The sequence below is a fragment of the Anabaena sp. UHCC 0399 genome, from assembly GCF_034931465.1.
GTDB classification, from domain to species: Bacteria; Cyanobacteriota; Cyanobacteriia; order Cyanobacteriales; family Nostocaceae; genus Trichormus; species Trichormus minutissimus.
The window spans coordinates 1-17,354 of the sequence record NZ_JAYGGZ010000085.1; the positions used below are offsets into that span (position 1 = coordinate 1).

The window sequence follows — 17,354 nt, forward strand, 5'->3', positions numbered from 1 at the left end:
CCCGGTAGCGGGGCATTGAGCAGCGTAGTGAGTAATGACTGAGGACTGGGAAAATTTCTCCTGTAACCTATTACCTGTCACCTGTCACCTGTCACCTATCACCTGTCACCTACCGCACAACCAACCTTCCGACAGCTGCGACTAATTCCTCTGCATTCACAGGCTTGGCTAAGTGGATTTGATAGCCGGCGGCGAATGCTTGCTCTTGATCGTATTGTCTAGCAAAAGCGGTTAAGGCGATCGCGGGAATTTGTCCATTTTGCTCTCTTACCCAACTTCTCACTTGTCGGATCAGCATATAGCCGTCCATGTCTGGCATACTGATATCACTCACCAACACATCCAGATGAGACTCAGCTAATGTCTGTAATGCTTCTGATGCGGAAGTCACTAACTTGACTTCCGCACCTCCTTCCTGTAAAACAAAAGCTAAAAAATCCCGTGAATCATGGTCATCATCAACAACTAAAACTTTAACGCCAGCTAGGGACAAAAGCTGGGAATTTAATGATAATAGATGATTTTTTTCATTGCTCACATTCAAACTTTGCTCTGGGAGAAGCGGTAATCGGACTGTAAATTTTGCTCCGTATTCTTCTCCAATATTTTCGGCTTTCACTGTCCCACCGTGAATTTCTACAATTTTGCGGACAATCGCCAGTCCTAATCCCAATCCGCCAAATTTTCTCGTAGAACTGCTATCTGCTTGGCGGAAGTAATCAAAGACATAGGGCAAAAACTCTGGGCTAATTCCTTTACCTGTATCAGTTAAGACAATCTCAGCATAGTCATCAATCTTCGCTAAACACACCTCTACCCTTCCTCCCTTGGGTGTAAATTTGACAGCATTGGAAAGGAGATTCCAAACTACTTGCTGCAAGCGAGCCGCATCACCCATGACTAGCCCCAAGTTTGGTGCAAAAACTGTCTTGATCTCAATTAGCTTAGTTTCTGCGGCTAATCGCATTGTCTCTAGTGCCGAGAAGACTACAGTTTCTAGGTTGACTTTAGTAGTATTCAACACTAATTTACCTTGTAAAATTCTAGAGACATCTAGCAAATCTTCAATCAGTTGCACCTGCAATGTGGCATTACGTTCAATAGTGGCTAGTGCTTGTGCTGTTCGGCTTTCATTCAGAGTACGATTTTGTAATAGTTTAGACCACCCCAAAATGGCATTTAAAGGGGTGCGTAGTTCATGAGAAAGCACTGCTAGAAATTCATCTTTAATGCGATTAGCTTGTTCTGCTTCGGCTCGTGCAGCTTGTTCCAATTCTAGTAATTTTGCTCGTTCTTCTAGAATTTGTTTTTGTTCGTGGATATCCGTACAAGTACCGAACCACTTCACAATATTGCCTTGTTGATCTTTAAGTGGTAAACCTCGTGCTAGCTGCCAACGATATGAACCATCAATTGCTCGTTTGAAACGATATTCATTCTCGTATACATCGCCAATTTTGACAGCATCTAACCATACTTTATAGGCTCTGTTAACATCATCTGGATGTAAAGCATTTATCCATCCAGAACCTCTTGATTGTTCTAATGTTAGTCCAGTATATTTACACCAATTTTGATTAAAATAATCGGTCTCACCGTTAGCATTACTAGTCCATACCAGTTGAGGAATTGCTTCAGCCAAATAACGATAGCGTTCCTCACTTTGTCTCAGCACTTCTAGAATACGCTGCCGTTCCGTAATTTCTTGTTGCAATTTTTCATTAGTCTTAGTAATTTCATTGGTACGCAACGCAACTAATTCTTCTAAATGATTTTGATATTTTCTTAGTTCTGCTTCTACCCGCAATTTCTCGCTTATTTGAATTTGCAATTGTTGATTTGCTTGTTCTAGTTGAGCAGGACTAGGAAGTGCTAAAGCTTTTGGGACTAAAGGTACTAGTTGGATAGCTGTAATTAAAGATATTGTGGCAGTGATGGCTTTCACAAAACCCGATAGCCAATAGGTAGGATGCCAAAGTGTCCAAATCTCTAAAAGATGAGTTGTACCACAAGCTACGATAAATCCACTAAACAACAGAAATATCCAATGAAATGGCAAATCCTGCCGCTTCCGCACGAAGTAAAAAAGTGTCGCAGGAATGGAATAATAAGCTATAGCAATCAGCCCATCAGATATTATATGTAGCCAAACTAAATCTGTTTTCCATAGATAGCAGTGTCCATGAGGGATAAATGACCCTGAACTAAAAAAATGAGTCCATAATTCTGACATGGTGTTTGAAGTAGAAACTTAGTTAGTTTTAATTCACAAAAATTAATCTCTAAGTCCCCCTTTGAAACAGGAGGGTAGGATGAAGAATTAGAGTAAAATAAGGCAAAATTTTAAATTCAAAAATCAAAATAAATAATGTTAATTTTGTTTGTAAGCTTTTCGCTTATTTCAGATCGTAGCTTTATTTACACCATACTGTACTAGAAAGATTTGGGTAGCGATTTCAAACCCAATTAACGCTGGAAATAATTATTTCCTCAGTTTCTTTAAAAAAAAGAGTATGCTGAGTCTAATTTTATGGGTTGACTTCGTTAATTTGGCAAAAAATATACTCATGATCAATTTAATATTAGAATATCTATTTTTATCCGCAGCAATGATCGTACTGCTGTAACCAGAATCATCTGGCGCATTGACAAAAATCCTTTTCATTGGTGTTTCTTAACGTTTATCGGCGGTTGATTTCATCTAATTAATGCACTATGTTAGCTTGGTCACGCTAGTATCCTGAGTCGGAAATTGACCAAAAATTTGAAAATTACTCAGCATTAATTTTATTTACAATTTCAGGTAAGATAAATCTCTGTGGACTGTGGATAGGGATATATTGGGGATGCCTACACTTGGTGTAAACATAGACCATATTGCCACCATTCGCCAGGCGCGGCGGACGGTAGAACCAGATCCGGTGGCGGCGGCGGTGCTGGCAGAATTAGCCGGTGCTGATGGAATCACTGTGCATCTGCGAGAAGATCGGCGGCATATTCAAGATCGGGATGTGCGTTTATTGCGTCAGACTGTGCGATCGCACTTAAATTTAGAAATGGCCGCTACAGACGAAATGTTGGGAATAGCCCTGGACATTAAACCTGATTATGTCACTCTAGTTCCCGAAAAGCGGGAAGAAGTGACTACGGAAGGGGGTTTAGATATAGTCGGGCAAATTGCTAGAATAGGTGAGATTGTCACTAAATTGCAGGGTGCTGGTATTCCAGTAAGTTTGTTTATTGATGCTGAAATAGCACAAATTGAAGCTTCTGTCAAGGTACAGGCAAAGTTTATTGAACTACATACTGGTAGATATGCAGAAGCCAGCGATGAAATCAGTCGTCATCAAGAATTAGCTGTGTTAGCTCAAGGATGTGAACAAGCGATTAAAGCTGGCTTGCGAGTTAACGCCGGTCATGGGCTTACCTACTGGAATGTATATCCGGTAGCTGCATTGCCAGGGATGGAAGAGCTAAACATAGGTCATACCATCATCAGCCGGGCTGCATTAGTAGGGATGGAAAGAGCCGTTCGGGAAATGAAAGAAGCGATGCGTAATTCGTAACGATGCTCCGCCCCGGTACGCTAGCGTAATTCGGATTAGGCACTTCTTTTTTTTGCTTTTTTACTTGATGGTTCTAGAGGGGTTGTGACTGCGGAATCTCGAAAATCGTTGGTTTGTGGAAGACTTCGGAACATAGTTCTGAGAAGTCAGAATACTTACCATGAAAGGTTTTCTCAATTTTGAATGTGGAATTTTGAATTGTTATGACCGCAACACAATCTAACGAGCTTCCGCTTTGGGTACAGGACAGGGATACAGTTATCGCTGAAAGTAGTGATGCCCTGTGGCGTTATGATAGTCCTCCAGATTATTCTCGCTCTAATGAGAATCTAGCCAAAGAGAGTACACGGAATCATCTTGAGGGTACACTGGAGGCGATCGTTCAAAATTTAGTTAGAACCTTTGAGATGGAAGTATCATTCAAAACTGACCCGCAGCAGTGGTTGTCAGTTTTGAATGACCAGTTTCGTATCAGTACCAATGGGGGAGAAGAGTTTACAGCAGCAGATGTATCAGCCCAAGGTACTTACAATTTATTCATGGCGGATTCAGAGCATTACAAAGCCTCTGAAGAAAGCTTTGAATCATCTGCTAAACTTTTTCAATCTACGTTTCCCCAAGGTTTCCCTTGGGAAGTGCTAGAAGTCTACTCAGCTCCTCCAACTGTCACCTTCAAATGGCGGCACTGGGGACATTTTCAAGGCACATACAAAGACCATGCACCAACAGGAGAAACAGTAGAAGTTATCGGCTTGAGCATTGCCCATGTCACCGATGACTTGAAAATTATTTCTTTGGAACACTACTTTGACAACACGCTGTTTTTAGAAAAATTAACAGGCGGCGGTAAAGTAGGTAGTGAAAGCCAAGGAAAAGCCTGTCCGTTTAGTTCTTGGTTCAAAAAAACCTCCAAGAAGTAAGATAGTGCTGAGTGCTGAGTGCTGAGTGCTGTTAGCGGTAGCGCGGCGTTTAGTCGGTGCTAAGTGCTAAGTGCTGAGTGGTAAGTGAGATTTTCTACTTAGCACGCGGCTCAACTCCCCACGAATACTAACATGACTCAGCACGAGATATGCTAACAGTAACACTCAAAATTCAGCACTAAGTAAAGGTAAGAGGTCATTTGTAAAGTAAATATTTAGTTAGGGTGTGTTATTACGGCTATGTAAGAATGTGAGCGTTAGAGAAAGTAAAAATTAGCCGTAACGCACCGTATGATTGTGGTGTGTTAAAGCAACGCAAAACACACCCTAAAATTTAAGGGTTACTTTATAAATCATCTCTAAGCCTTAAAATTATTAGTTAGTTAGTAATCACAGGATGACAATGCAAACATACTATTACGTTTTGGCCAGCCGTCGCTTTTTATTGCAAGAAGAACCTATAGAGGAAGTGCTGAAAGAACGCACTCGTCACTATCACGAACAAGAAAAAGAAATTGATTTTTGGTTAGTATCACAACCTGCTTTTTTAGAAGCACCTGAAATGGCTCAAATCAAAGCTAAGTGTCCTCAACCCGCAGCTGCGATTATTTCTACTAATGCTCAATTTATTACTTGGCTGAAACTGCGGCTAGAATACGTCGTTACAGGAGAATTTGAAGCTCCTTCTGGAACAATCCCTAATCCTATAGCATCTCTTGCTCCAGTGTCTTGATAATTTAGTCAATAGTCCATAGTCATTAGTAGTTTTTTTGTGTGGACTATTGACTCATCACTAAAAAGAAATTTTAAACAAAATCCTCTTATGCGTCCCAATTCTGTGCAGAAATTTGCCACTTTATCCAGTGTATTCGGACTAGCGATCGCAGGCGCAGGTCTAATGGGTAGCATAAATTCAGTAACAGCCCAAACAGCCCTTCCTATGTGTCAACCTCCCAGTGCTGGGGAGTATCTGTTGCTGGTAGTCAGCCCTACAGCCGAGAATCAGAAGCAGTTGCGTAGTGCTTTACCAAATGAAATTAAGACTACCACCTGCCAATATCTGACGGAGACAGTAACACGGATAGGAGGTTTTAGAAAAATTGATGATGCCAACCGTTGGGCTAGGTATATCAACACTATTGTCGGATTGTCTGCCATTATCACCACCAGACCAGGGGAAATAGCCCAGCAGCCGCCCCAAATAACTTATAATCCCCAATCCCTGGGGCAGGGTTTTGCTGTGTTAGTAGATTATTTCAACCGTCCAGAACTTGCAACTAGTTTACAGCAAGCGGTAGGTGGTAACGTCGGTCTGGCATCCTACGGACAGAAACCCTACTTGCTGGCAGTTCATACCACTAACCAACAAGAAGCTTACAACACATTGCAGAAACTCAACGATCGCGGCTTTTTTGCTGTACTAGTAGATAGCCGTAAAGTCATGTTACTGCGATCGGTTGTGCAAGTACAGTAGGTCAATAGTCATTAGTCATTAAATAACTCTCACCTGTCCCCTGTCCCCTGTCACCTATCACCTACCTATTGACCAATAAAGACCCAGCTAATAGAGAAATTGTTATCCCTAAAGCCGAACCTGCTATGACTTGTACAGGTGTATGTCCTAACAATTCCTTGAGGCGGTCTTGGTTAAAGTCTGGTTTTTCATGAAATAATTCATCAATCATTTGATTGAGGATGCGGGCTTGCTTACCGGCAGCTTGGCGCACTCCGGCTGCATCATACATGACGATAATGGCAAAAATTGTAGCCAAGGCAAAGTCAGGCGATGCCCAACCCAGGGTTTGTCCAACACCAGTGGCCAGAGATGTCACCAAGGCTGAATGCGCACTGGGCATACCTCCAGTGGTTACTAAAACACGGACATTCAGTTTGCGGTGTTGAACTAGCTCAATCACCAGCTTTAATGCTTGAGCTAAAAAACAAGCTGCCAGCGCAACCAGCAGCACCCGGTTGTCGAAAATGTCGCCTATGTCCTGCATGGTCTTTTGGTTCGGTTAGTCAGTATTAGCAGTAGTCGTTTTTCACAGAGTACGTTGAGATGCAACCCAAAATGCAGTTTCACCTTTACTCATTACTCATTACTCATGAGTACGTTGAGATGCAACCCAAAATTCAGCGTCACCACACTCCCATTAAAAATACCCTACGGGTAGGCAGGCTTACGCTAACTCAGGAAAGCAAGCTACAAAATCCAAAATTTACAGCCCATTGTGATTGATTGCAATGGGTTTTTGTATTTAATTTGGAATTTCCCCAGATGTTAATCTAATGATTGCGACTGGTGATAAATTGAGCGAGTGCTTTGAGTGGCTGTGCTAATTCCCCAAATGGGTTTAGTTCTGCACAGGCAGACTCAATTAGTTCTTGGGCTTTGGCACGGGATTTTTCAATACCCCACAGACTAGGATAGGTAACTTTTTGCGCTACGAGGTCTTTACCTGCGGTTTTGCCTAATTGCTCTTGGGTACAGGTTATATCGAGAATATCATCAATGATTTGAAATGCTAGTCCGATGTTTTGGGAATAACGCGTGAGTCTTTGTACATCTTCACATGATGCGCCTGCGACAATTCCGCCGCAGACAACAGAGGCTTCTAGAAGGGCAGCTGTTTTATGGTTATGGATGAAGTTGAGGGTTTCTAGGGGAATATCTGACTTACCCTCTGAATCTAAATCGACCACCTGACCACCAACTAACCCCGCAGCACCTAATGCTTTTCCCAGTCGGGCAATTACCTGCAATACCCTCTCCCTAGCTACACTTTCAGGTGTACTAATAGCAACCAATTCAAAGGCGTAAGCCAATAAGCCATCGCCAGCTAAAATTGCAATGTCATCACCATAGACTTTGTGATTTGTCAGCCTACCACGACGGTAATCATCATTATCCATTGCTGGCAAGTCATCATGAATCAATGACATGGTGTGGATCATTTCTACTGCACAAGCCGTAGGCATGGCCATTGCGATTGTGCCGCCCATCATTTCACAGGTAGCTAGGCACAGAATGGGACGCAGACGCTTACCTCCAGCTAATAGGGAGTAGCGCATTGATTCATAAATTTTTTCTGGATAAATGACAGGAAGAGACTCATCCAGCGCAGCTTCACAAAGTTTTTTTCGCTCTTGAAGATAAGCTGTTAGGTTAAATGAGGCTTTTTCTGGCATCTTCTGAAGGTTATCAGCTGCTACCATCCTTAGAATTCCTTAAATTTTTGGCTTTTGGCTATTTGTCATACACGTCACAATTTTAAGATGCTCTGGAGTCAAAAGATTAACTAATACTTCATTAATCATGGAAGATGAATGATAAATGATGCGTTATGTTACATTTCATAATTTTTCATTTATCATTTAAAATTCCCTTCTCCTTTGCTGCTTTTAAATAGCTGGCAAATGTATTTTCTAACAACAGAGCCACCGTCATTGGTCCGACACCGCCAGGAACTGGGGTGATATATGCCGCGACATTAGCCGTTGGTGCAAATTCAACATCGCCAACTAAGCGACTTTTGCCACTATGATCAGTGACGCGATTTATTCCCACATCTACCACAACAGAGCCTGGTTTCACCATGTCAGCAGTAATTAATCCGGGGATACCTGCGGCAACAACGAGAATATCAGCGTTTCTAATGATACTGGTGATGTCTTGCGATCGCGAATGGGCAACAGTAACAGTAGCATCTGCTTCTAGTAGCATCAAGGCCATCGGTTTGCCAACTAAAATACTGCGTCCTAGCACTACCGCCTGTTTTCCCGCCAAAGGAATGTCATACTCTGCTAATAGGCGCATCACTCCTGCCGGCGTGCAACTGCGTAAGCCTGCTTCCTCTCTTACCAGTCGCCCTAAATTGACTGGATGCAGTCCATCAGCATCTTTATTTGGGGTAATTTGATGCAGTAACTTGACAGAATCTAAATGTTTTGGTAATGGTAGCTGTACGAGAATACCATCTACTTGTTCATCTTCGTTGAGTGTAGCGATCGCATCTTCTAATTCCTCTTGAGTGGTTTCTTTAGGAAAGTGTTTCCCAAAAGAAGCAATACCCACCTTAGAGCAAGATTTTTCTTTGTTACGCACATAAGCAGCAGAAGCCGGGTTATCACCAACCATTAACACCGCTAACCCAGGAGGACGGCCGATTTCGGGTTGCAATTCTTTGATTTGGGAAGCCAGTTCTTGCTGAATTTTTTCAGCTAAAGCTTTACCATCCAAGATTGTGGCAGTTTTTGTTTCCATAAGAATTCCTAAATTTCAGTATAGACAAGTTTTAATAGTCAATAGTCATTAGTTATTGAGTCAATAGTTACAAATAACCTTACTTGTAGATTATTATGGCGTTGCCGTCCAATTGTCTATTTTCTCATATTGGGGACAGGTAACAGGTAACAGGTGACAGGGGACAGGTGACAGGTGACAGGTGACAGGGGACAGGTGACAGGTGACAGGTAACAGGTGACAGGGAAAAGAATTAATGACTCTAATCTATTTTTTAAATTACAAATTATGAATTACAAAGTACGAATTGGTATTACCTTAGTCTTAGTGGTGGGACTTTGTAGCTGTGCGCCTTTGAATGTGTCTGGCTTGAAAGGCAATAAAATTAGCTTTGGTAGCAATGTGACGGCGATTCAGAAAATTAAAGCCACACCAGACAAACAAGGTACTGTTTATGTCCAAGGGAAGGTAGAAAGAAAAGTTCCCTTATTAAAGCGTTGGGCATATTTAATTAATGATGCCACTGACCAAATTTGGATTGTTACTAATGAAAGCAATTTCCAACAGGGGGAGACAGTAGTCATGCAGGGTAAATTACTATACCAAAGTATTCCCATCGCTGAAAAAGATTTTGGGGAGGTTTATTTAGAAGAAAAGTAATAATACTTAACATAGATTCCGGTAATAAGATAGTATGAATGACCAAAAAATTCATGTAGCGATCGCCATTCTTTACCAAGATAATAAATTTTTAATGCAACTGCGGGACAATATCCCCAATATTCCCTACCCTGGTCACTGGGCGTTGTTTGGCGGTCACATCGAACCCGGCGAAACACCAGATGTAGCAGTACAGCGAGAAATTCTAGAAGAAATCGGCTACACTCTGCCACCTTTTGTTCAATTTGGCTGTTATCCCGATGAAAAAGTTGTGCGTCATGTATTCCATGCACCCCTACTGGTAGAATTCCATCAATTGGTGTTAAATGAAGGTTGCGATATGGCGTTATTAACACCAGCAGATATTAGTCAAGGTAAATTTTATTCAAAAAACCTTGGAGAAGCAAGACCTTTAGGTTCTGTAGCCCAGCAAATCTTATTAGACTTCATTAGTCAATAGTCATTAATTCTTCTTCCTATCACCTGTCACCTGTCACCTATCCCCCCATACCAGACACAATAAAGTTATAGCGCGTGTGGAGTCACCACTAAATGCAATCAATAAACAAATTGCCTCGATGGTTAACTGTGGGACTGGCGTTTCCTGTTGCTATTCTCAACGGTTGGCTATTAATTCAGGTTGTACAGTATTTTCAACCCTTGGTGAGCGTTTTAGCATCTGCCACCCTCCTGGCTTTTGTTTTAGATTATCCCATCCAATTTTTTCAAAGCCGTGGAGTGAAACGCAACTTGGCGATTGTTGGCGTATTATTGTTAGCTGTGGTGATTTTAGTAGGCTTAGGTCTAACCTTAGTACCACGGATCATCGGACAGCTGAACGAACTAGTTAATATTTTGCCTCATTGGATTGATTCTGGCGTTCAGCAGCTTGACGTTTTGCAAAATTGGATAGCAACGCAAACTTTACCCGTAAATTTGAGCGGTTTAGCCACACAGATTTTAGAGCGATTTTCTAACCAATTGCAGTCTGCAACTGGTAAGATATTAGGCTTGGCTTTCGATACTATTGGGGTTGTGGTTAATGTGCTGCTGGCGGTAGTGCTAACTATTTATATGGTACTAAATGGCGATCGCTTGTGGGATGGCATTTATCAGTGGTTTCCCTCTCACATCGGCTCGAAAGTCCGGCAAATACTACGGGAAGATTTCCATAATTACTTTATCGGTCAAGCCACATTAGGTGCTGTACTGGCCGTAGTGGTGACATTAGCATTTGTAGCGTTGCGAGTTCCTCTAGCACTACTTTTTGGGATTGGTATTGGATTGTTCTCTCTGTTTCCCTTTGGTACAGGTATTGGAATTACTATTGTTAGTTTATTAGTCGCTTTAGAAAACTTTTGGCAGGGAGTAGAAGTTTTAGGGGTAGCCGTCGCCATCGACCAAATCAACTCTAATTTTGTTGCACCACGCATTCTTGGTAATTTGACTGGTTTGAATCCTGTTTGGGTGGTAGTTTCTTTGTTATTGGGAGCTAAATTAGGCGGCGTTCTAGGTTTATTAGTTGCTATTCCTACCGCCAGTTTTATTAAAGATATAACCGATACTTGGCGGTCTGGGGAATTCAATCAGATAGAGAATACAGAATCAGACTCAGCAAAGGTTGAAGGTGAAGTAGTAGTTACCCATAGCTAAGTAATAGGAAGTGAATTCACACAACCCCTCTCTTGGTAGGGGAGAGTTTCGGAGAGGGGTTTTTGAATTCGTTGAACTCACTTTAATTAGACAAGAAAACGTAGCATTCCTAAATTTCTACATTCATTCTTTGTCAACAGATGCTAAATATCTAAACTTAAGCTTTAACTTTTTTCATTGGTCTTGCTTTTCTTTTGACTATTAAACTAAGACCACAAACAAGAATAGCACCTCCCATAGTTGTAGGCTCAGGTACTTTGGTATAAGTTACTTGACCAAAACCAATTTCAGTATTTTGAGAAGTGCCATCAAGAATTGTCAAATCTTCCCCAACTATTTCATAGAAAAATTCAGCAGGATTAACTTTATCAAAAAAGAAATAGCTTAGTTCTACAGATGGACTTCCTGTAGAAGATGGAGTCAAGGATACAACAGGGAAGTCTGGATAGGCTATATCATCTTGTTCTGTATAAATATTAGAGTCTCCGTCAAATTGAAAATAAAGTGACTGAACTATTGCTTCTGGAAAAATACCACTACTAAAAGTTGCGTCATCAAAACTAAAAAAGCCTTTTCCTGTCTTTGTCGGACTATCAACATTAAACGCATAATTAACAATAGCAGCAGATGCGGATTTTACATCTACGGCAGAAAAACATACAGCCAGACTAGCAGCAGTTAAAACTAAATTTTTAACTAATTTCATCTCAGTTTCCCTCACAATAAAGTTCTGCAATTAATGCACACAGCAAATTGTAAAAATAAGCTGACTTTAACTGTCTTATTGCTCAAGTTTTTTTGAACTTACAAGCAAGCACAGTAATTATTATTTATTAACACTATGCAAAGACAGTAAATAAGTCGCTAATTACTTAGACCTAGCTCATTTTTAGATAGTTAGTTTAAGCAGAATTTAATTAGAGGTAAAATGATACTCGATTATTTACACTATTAAGTTTTGTAACTGATTTCTAAGAAATTTTTATTAACCCTGGGATAACTCTATCTTTACGTATTGTCGTAAGAGCATATGGTAAACACTTATCCTGTAATACTTTTGCAGGATATTGCTATTAATTAGTATGGAATCTAATCATTCATTAAAGCTAAATCGTCGTCGGTTTTTGCTAAGTTCAGCTGTAACAGCCGGTGGAATTATTACCACAAACCTTGTATCAAAATCACAAGTTTTTGCCCAAGCACCTGCAATTATTACCTCAGATAGAATGCGTCCTGCTGTACCTTATGGCATAGCTAGCGGAGACATCACGAATAATAATGTAGTGATTTGGAGTAAGAGCGATCGCGCGTCCAGAATGATCGTAGAATATTCTACTAGCCCAGCTTTTAGTAGTGTGCAGCGCGTTTTAGGGCCACAGGCTTTAGCAGATAGCGACTTTACAGCCAGATTAAATCTCAGAAATTTGCCACCTAATCAACAAATCTTTTATCGGGTGCTGTTCCAAGATTTAAATCAAGATACCTACAGTGAACCTGTCAATGGAACTTTCCACACTCCCGCGATAACTGGACGAGATATTTGCTTCGTTTGGGGTGGAGATACTGCCGGTCAAGGATGGGGTATAAATCCTGAATTCGGTGGGATGAAAATTTACGAAACTATGCGCCAAATGCAACCCGACTTTTTCGTCCATTGTGGCGACACTATTTACGCGGATGGCATCATTCAATCCCAAGTCACACTAGATAATGGCACAATTTGGCGCAATATTACCACAGAAGAAAAATCTAAAGTAGCAGAAACACTCAAAGAATTTCGTGGTAACTATCAATACAACTTACTAGATGAAAATTTGAAGCGTTTTAATGCAGAAGTTCCCATGCTGGCACAGTGGGACGACCACGAAGTCACTAATAATTGGTATCCTGGGGAATTTCTTCTCAGTGACAATCGTTATATAGTTAAGGATGTTGACTTGTTAGCACAACGGGCAAGACAAGCCTTTTTAGAATATATGCCCATTGGCTATACAACCAATAATACAGACCAAGCTAGAATTTATCGTTCCTTCAACTATAGCCCCTTGTTAGATATTTTCATGCTAGATGAGCGTACCTACAGAGGGCAAAACACTCCTAATAATCAGCCAGTACCCGGCAAAGATACCGTTATGCTGGGTAGCAAACAAATCCAATGGATAAAACGCCAATTGCTGACATCCAAAGCAACATGGAAAGTAATTTCCAGCGATATGCCCCTAGGACTGATAGTTAGAGATGGTAGCAGAGACTTTGAAGCTTGGGCTAATGCAGACAATGGCGTACCATTAGGTAGGGAACTGGAAATAGCTGATTTACTCCGATTTATTAAACAGAGAAATATCAAGAATGTTGTGTGGATAACTGCTGATGTCCATTACGCAGCCGCCCACTACTACGACCCTAATAAAGCGCAGTTTCAAGACTTCAAACCTTTCTGGGAGTTTGTCGCCGGGCCTCTGAATGCTGGGACATTTGGGCCAAACACACTAGAAAATACTTTCGGGCCACAATTGATATTCCAGAGCCTACCTCCAGGTACAAGAGGAAATCGACCCCCAAGCGAAGGTTTACAATTCTTTGGTGCAGTCAAAATCAATGCTGCTACAAAGGTGATGACAGTATCACTACGTAACTTGGTAGGGCAAACTGTTTACAGTACAGATTTGCCACCAGAAGCTTAGTTAAATACTACACAGTCTAAGTCCGGATGGTGCGCGGACTTAGCCTAAATTAGGTCTTTGTAGATTATTTACAGCACTTTCTGCAATAGGTAGAGGGCAGGAGGTAGAAGGCAATATTATAAATATAACCTTTGCCTGTTTTTTTATGTCTACAGAAGCTTTTGCAAAAACTAGCTGGGAGTGGCAGCTATCTCAGTTCCAACAACAAATAGGAGAATGGTTAGAATACCAGTTTTATCGCTTTGAAAAAGTTCTCCCTGAATTTTCTCCTAACTGGAAACTCAGCCCTTGGGTGGCTAATTTACTGAACTTTTTGTTTTGGTTAGTAGTAGCTTTATTTGTGGCCGGAGTGATTTGGCGATTATGGCAAGAATTCAGTCCTTATATATATGCGTGGCTGGGTAATAATGGTAATTCTGCCCGTTATCGCTCAAAAATGTCTAACGAAAATGTCTCTCTAACAACTTTGTTGGAGCGATCGCAACAATTCTATCGTCAAGGTAACTACCGCGAGGCGTGTCGTTGTCTTTATTTAGCAATTTTGCAGCATCTGCATGATACAAAAATTCTCCTTCACCAACCCAGTCGCACCGATACAGAATATCTACAATTGCTGAAATTATCTAGTCAAACTTCTATCCAACCATACGAAACTTTGATGACAACTCACGAACAATTATGTTTTGGCAATGGGGAGATGTTACCAGAAAATTATGAGCAGTGTCGCCAAGCTTATCGGGAGATTACACAGCAATGAAGTCCTCAAAACGTAATGCTTGGATAGGTGCGATCGCGATCGCTGTAACAGTTATATTAAGCTTTATCGCTGCCCCCACTACTAAAATTTACATAGGTTCTAGCTATAGCCGCGCCGCCGATGGCTACGGTGCTTGGTACGCTTATATGCAGCAGCAAGGAACTACCATTCAACGTTGGCAAAAACCCCTAGAAAAGCTAGAAACTGAGAAAAAACCAGCTACCCTGCTCAGGGTCATGAGTCATCTGAGAGAACCAGTTTTGTTACCTGATGAGCAAGAATGGTTAGACAAAGGCAATGATTTAGTAATTTTAGGTGTGCGATCGCGGGTTAGTCTATCAGACTTTCATACGCTGCAAGCATCACCACTGGGTGAAGTTAAGATTGCTACACGCAGACGTTATCAAAAGGCTAAACAATCAGATATTTCTTTAGGCGATCGTTTTGGATCTGTGGTTTGGCAAAGCACACGCAAGCAAGGTAAAGTCTTGTTCTCCACGACTCCCTACTTGGCCGCCAACGCCTATCAAGACGACTTGAATAATTTTAAATATCTAGCCAGTTTAGTTAACCGAAAAGGCAACCAATTATTTGTAGATGAATACATTCACGGTTATAAAGATGCCGATGTCAAAGAAATAGAAGGTGAAGGAAACCTAATCGATTATTTGGCAAAAACTCCTCTATTAGCCCTACTCGTACAAGCTGGTATTTTATTGTTAGTGCTGATTTGGTCACAAAATCGCCGTTTTGGTCAATCAACAGCTTTAGAGACACCAGTGATAGATAATAGTGAAGCATATATCCAAGCTTTGGCAGGTGTATTACAAAAAGCTGAATCCAGCGATTTTGTTGTCGAAATGGTGGGAAGAGAAGAACAATTACAACTCCAAAAAGCTTTGGGATTAGGATCAGTACCGCTAGAACACCAAACTCTGCTAGACCTTTGGGTCAAAAAAACAGGTAAAAATGCCGCAGTATTAGATACTGTCTTAAAATTGCCAGCACGCAAACGTCGTGTCAGTCAACGAGATTTATTCAACTGGCTAGCAAAATGGCGAATCTTGAGGGAGTTTTAAATGAGTAATGAGTAATGAGTAATGAGTAAATTTCATTACTTATTACTTAAACCCTTGAATTTACGGTAAGTTTTTTTAGCAATGACACTACAACCAACGTTGTTGTTTAGCAAATGCAATACTAATAACTACAATTAATATGATCACACTAATCACAGCAGGATAAGACCAAGGTTGCTCTAGCTCTGGCATATATTTAAAGTTCATTCCGTAAAAACCAGTAATGAAAGTAATTGGTAAAAATATAGTCGAAAGGATAGTTAAACGATCAATTCGCTCACTAGTTTTACTGGCAATGTTATCGCGTTGAATTTCCATTAATTCTGACATCCAAGCTCTCAACGCTTGATATTCTTGCCAGAGATGATCAATTTGATAAACTAATTCTTCATTAAATAATACTTTTACTGGCTGAGTAATCCACGGGAAATCTTCATAATTCATCCGAGTTATAAGTGACTTGATATTTTGAAAATTACGCCGACCGGAGCGGGTAGATTGCCTCATCGCCGCAATTTTATGGTAAGTTGTTTCATCCCCAGAATTTGCTAATACTTCATCCTCTAAATCATCGAGTTGTCTAGAAATAAATTCAAATACGCTATGATAATTGTTTAAAATATCTTTTAAAATTAAATATAAAATATAATCGACACCCCTGTTTTGAACATCTATAGTTCGCTTTTGAATATTATTGATGAGTATAGTTAAAACTTTGACTTCCGTTATTTCAAAAGTAATAATAAAATTTTTACCTAACACAGTGCTACCACGTGCCACCTGAAATTCTTGATTTTTAACTTGATGCGTGAGGATTTCATAGCCATCAAATAAGCAATCTTCTATATCTTCATCAATGCCTATCAGGGAACGGTTGAAAATCATATCAATCCGAGATGGATTGATTTGGAAGTGGTTAATAATTTTTGCAGTTCCAGTCCGATCACGAAATTGAATACAGCGTAACCAGATATTATGAGAACCATCAATTCTTTTCAGTACCGTATCAACATCTTTATTAGAAAAAAATTCCAGGTGATTCTGAGAGAAAGTCAGGAGAGTTAGCATATAGAGATCCTACTTCATTTTTGCTCATTACCACTTGATAATTGACTGAAAATTACAACAACTTATGCTTTCCATAAATATCACGAATTTGTTGATCGCGTATGATGTGTGCGGCTAGCGATTGAGTCAATACTCCACACCTATGAAGGCGATGATCTCCAACCGACCGTAGGCGATCGCTTGCCAAAAAATCGCTATAATTCGGGTGAATACACTGGTGGATAAGATTTGGGGCAACCAGTCATGTTAAACTTCAACCTACCAAGATACTTACCTTCCGCCGACGAACTACCTGACTCTGATGAAACACCAGTGGATAATGAACTTCAAGAACTCATACCAGGACTGCTAAAAGCAATTTTGCTGCTACTGTGGTCTGAACGCATGGACTGGTTCTTTGGGGTAGATATGGGGATTTATTATCATCCTGATAAACCTCCCATTGTCCCAGATGGGTTTCTCAGCTTAGGAGTAGAACGATTTTATGATGAGGAACTGCGTCCCAGTTATGTGTTGTGGGATGAACAAGTTTTACCCATGTTGGTGTTAGAAGTCGTCTCCCAAAACTATCGCAAAGAATACAGCGATAAATTAGATGACTATGCAGCTTTAGGTGTACTTTATTATGTGATTTATTCTTCTCGTCGTCGCCGCAAACCTCATTTAGAAGTACATAAATTAGTTAACGGTAAGTATGAGTTACAGCCGGGAAACCCCGTTTGGC

17 protein-coding genes are annotated in these 17,354 nt (G+C 40.7%); 11 read left to right on the forward strand and 6 right to left on the reverse strand.

The features are described from left to right. Positions 1 to 109: 109 nt before the first annotated feature. Positions 110 to 2,233 (reverse strand): ATP-binding protein, encoded by a 2,124-nt coding sequence (locus tag VB693_RS27690; protein WP_323269059.1) that lies wholly within the window; start codon positions 2,231 to 2,233, stop codon positions 110 to 112. Between the two features lie 613 nt (positions 2,234 to 2,846). On the opposite strand from VB693_RS27690, the gene VB693_RS27695 reads away from it, so the two are divergent. The 4 genes from VB693_RS27695 (at position 2,847) to VB693_RS27710 (ending at position 5,960) form a co-directional block, all read left to right on the forward strand. Continuing rightward, positions 2,847 to 3,566 (forward strand): pyridoxine 5'-phosphate synthase, encoded by a 720-nt coding sequence (locus tag VB693_RS27695; RefSeq protein WP_323269060.1) that lies wholly within the window; start codon positions 2,847 to 2,849, stop codon positions 3,564 to 3,566. Between the two features lie 203 nt (positions 3,567 to 3,769). Continuing rightward, positions 3,770 to 4,486, forward strand: a complete 717-nt coding sequence (locus VB693_RS27700) for a SnoaL-like polyketide cyclase (RefSeq protein WP_323269061.1) — start codon at positions 3,770 to 3,772, stop codon at positions 4,484 to 4,486. A gap of 403 nt (positions 4,487 to 4,889) precedes the next feature. Then, complete coding sequence (locus VB693_RS27705) at positions 4,890 to 5,219, forward strand: MgPME-cyclase complex family protein (protein ID WP_190701319.1); 330 nt, start codon at positions 4,890 to 4,892, stop codon at positions 5,217 to 5,219. Positions 5,220 to 5,309: 90 nt separating this feature from the next. Continuing rightward, a complete protein-coding gene (locus VB693_RS27710) occupies positions 5,310 to 5,960 on the forward strand; it encodes a hypothetical protein (RefSeq protein ID WP_190701317.1) in 651 nt (216 codons plus the stop codon). Between the two features lie 61 nt (positions 5,961 to 6,021). Here the strand turns inward: VB693_RS27710 and VB693_RS27715 are convergent, their stop codons facing one another. The 3 genes from VB693_RS27715 to folD form a co-directional block, all read right to left on the reverse strand. Continuing rightward, on the reverse strand, positions 6,022 to 6,486 hold the full coding sequence (locus VB693_RS27715) for a divergent PAP2 family protein (RefSeq protein WP_323269062.1): 465 nt from the start codon (positions 6,484 to 6,486) through the stop codon (positions 6,022 to 6,024). Between the two features lie 286 nt (positions 6,487 to 6,772). Continuing rightward, a complete protein-coding gene (crtE, locus tag VB693_RS27720; RefSeq protein ID WP_323269063.1) occupies positions 6,773 to 7,702 on the reverse strand; it encodes a geranylgeranyl diphosphate synthase CrtE in 930 nt (309 codons plus the stop codon). Positions 7,703 to 7,850: 148 nt separating this feature from the next. Further along, positions 7,851 to 8,750, reverse strand: coding sequence for a bifunctional methylenetetrahydrofolate dehydrogenase/methenyltetrahydrofolate cyclohydrolase FolD (folD, locus tag VB693_RS27725; protein WP_323269064.1), 900 nt, complete (start codon positions 8,748 to 8,750; stop codon positions 7,851 to 7,853). A 267-nt stretch (positions 8,751 to 9,017) separates the two neighbouring features. On the opposite strand from folD, the gene VB693_RS27730 reads away from it, so the two are divergent. From VB693_RS27730 to VB693_RS27740, 3 genes are all read left to right on the forward strand, one after another. Continuing rightward, positions 9,018 to 9,389 carry a hypothetical protein gene (locus VB693_RS27730; RefSeq protein ID WP_190701306.1) on the forward strand — a complete coding sequence of 124 codons (372 nt, stop codon included), beginning with the start codon at positions 9,018 to 9,020 and terminating at the stop codon, positions 9,387 to 9,389. A gap of 34 nt (positions 9,390 to 9,423) precedes the next feature. Further along, positions 9,424 to 9,849, forward strand: coding sequence for an NUDIX hydrolase (locus tag VB693_RS27735; protein WP_323269065.1), 426 nt, complete (start codon positions 9,424 to 9,426; stop codon positions 9,847 to 9,849). A 92-nt stretch (positions 9,850 to 9,941) separates the two neighbouring features. Beyond that, the gene (locus tag VB693_RS27740; protein ID WP_323269066.1) at positions 9,942 to 11,042 is read left to right on the forward strand and encodes an AI-2E family transporter; all 1,101 of its coding nucleotides are present in this window, start codon (positions 9,942 to 9,944) and stop codon (positions 11,040 to 11,042) included. 157 nt (positions 11,043 to 11,199) lie between these two features. Here VB693_RS27740 and VB693_RS27745 read toward each other — a convergent pair whose 3' ends face one another. Continuing rightward, positions 11,200 to 11,748 carry a PEP-CTERM sorting domain-containing protein gene (locus VB693_RS27745; protein ID WP_323269067.1) on the reverse strand — a complete coding sequence of 183 codons (549 nt, stop codon included), beginning with the start codon at positions 11,746 to 11,748 and terminating at the stop codon, positions 11,200 to 11,202. A 376-nt stretch (positions 11,749 to 12,124) separates the two neighbouring features. Here VB693_RS27745 and VB693_RS27750 point away from each other — a divergent pair, with 376 nt between their 5' ends. The 3 genes from VB693_RS27750 to VB693_RS27760 all read left to right on the forward strand — a co-directional run bounded on the left by VB693_RS27750 (position 12,125) and on the right by VB693_RS27760 (position 15,562). Next, positions 12,125 to 13,726: an alkaline phosphatase D family protein gene (locus VB693_RS27750; protein ID WP_323269068.1), complete on the forward strand. Its 1,602-nt coding sequence runs from the start codon at positions 12,125 to 12,127 to the stop codon at positions 13,724 to 13,726. A 145-nt stretch (positions 13,727 to 13,871) separates the two neighbouring features. Further along, a complete protein-coding gene (locus tag VB693_RS27755) occupies positions 13,872 to 14,483 on the forward strand; it encodes a DUF4129 domain-containing protein (RefSeq protein WP_323269069.1) in 612 nt (203 codons plus the stop codon). Then, positions 14,480 to 15,562 (forward strand): DUF4350 domain-containing protein, encoded by a 1,083-nt coding sequence (locus VB693_RS27760; protein WP_323269070.1) that lies wholly within the window; start codon positions 14,480 to 14,482, stop codon positions 15,560 to 15,562. Before VB693_RS27755 ends, VB693_RS27760 begins: the two co-directional genes overlap by 4 nt. Positions 15,563 to 15,649: 87 nt before the next feature. Here the strand turns inward: VB693_RS27760 and VB693_RS27765 are convergent, their stop codons facing one another. After that, entirely contained in the window at positions 15,650 to 16,630 is a 981-nt protein-coding gene (locus tag VB693_RS27765; RefSeq protein ID WP_323269071.1) for a magnesium transporter CorA family protein, read from the reverse strand. Positions 16,631 to 16,873: 243 nt separating this feature from the next. On the opposite strand from VB693_RS27765, the gene VB693_RS27770 reads away from it, so the two are divergent. Further along, on the forward strand, positions 16,874 to 17,354 hold a 481-nt coding region (locus VB693_RS27770), incomplete at its 3' end, for a Uma2 family endonuclease (protein WP_323269072.1).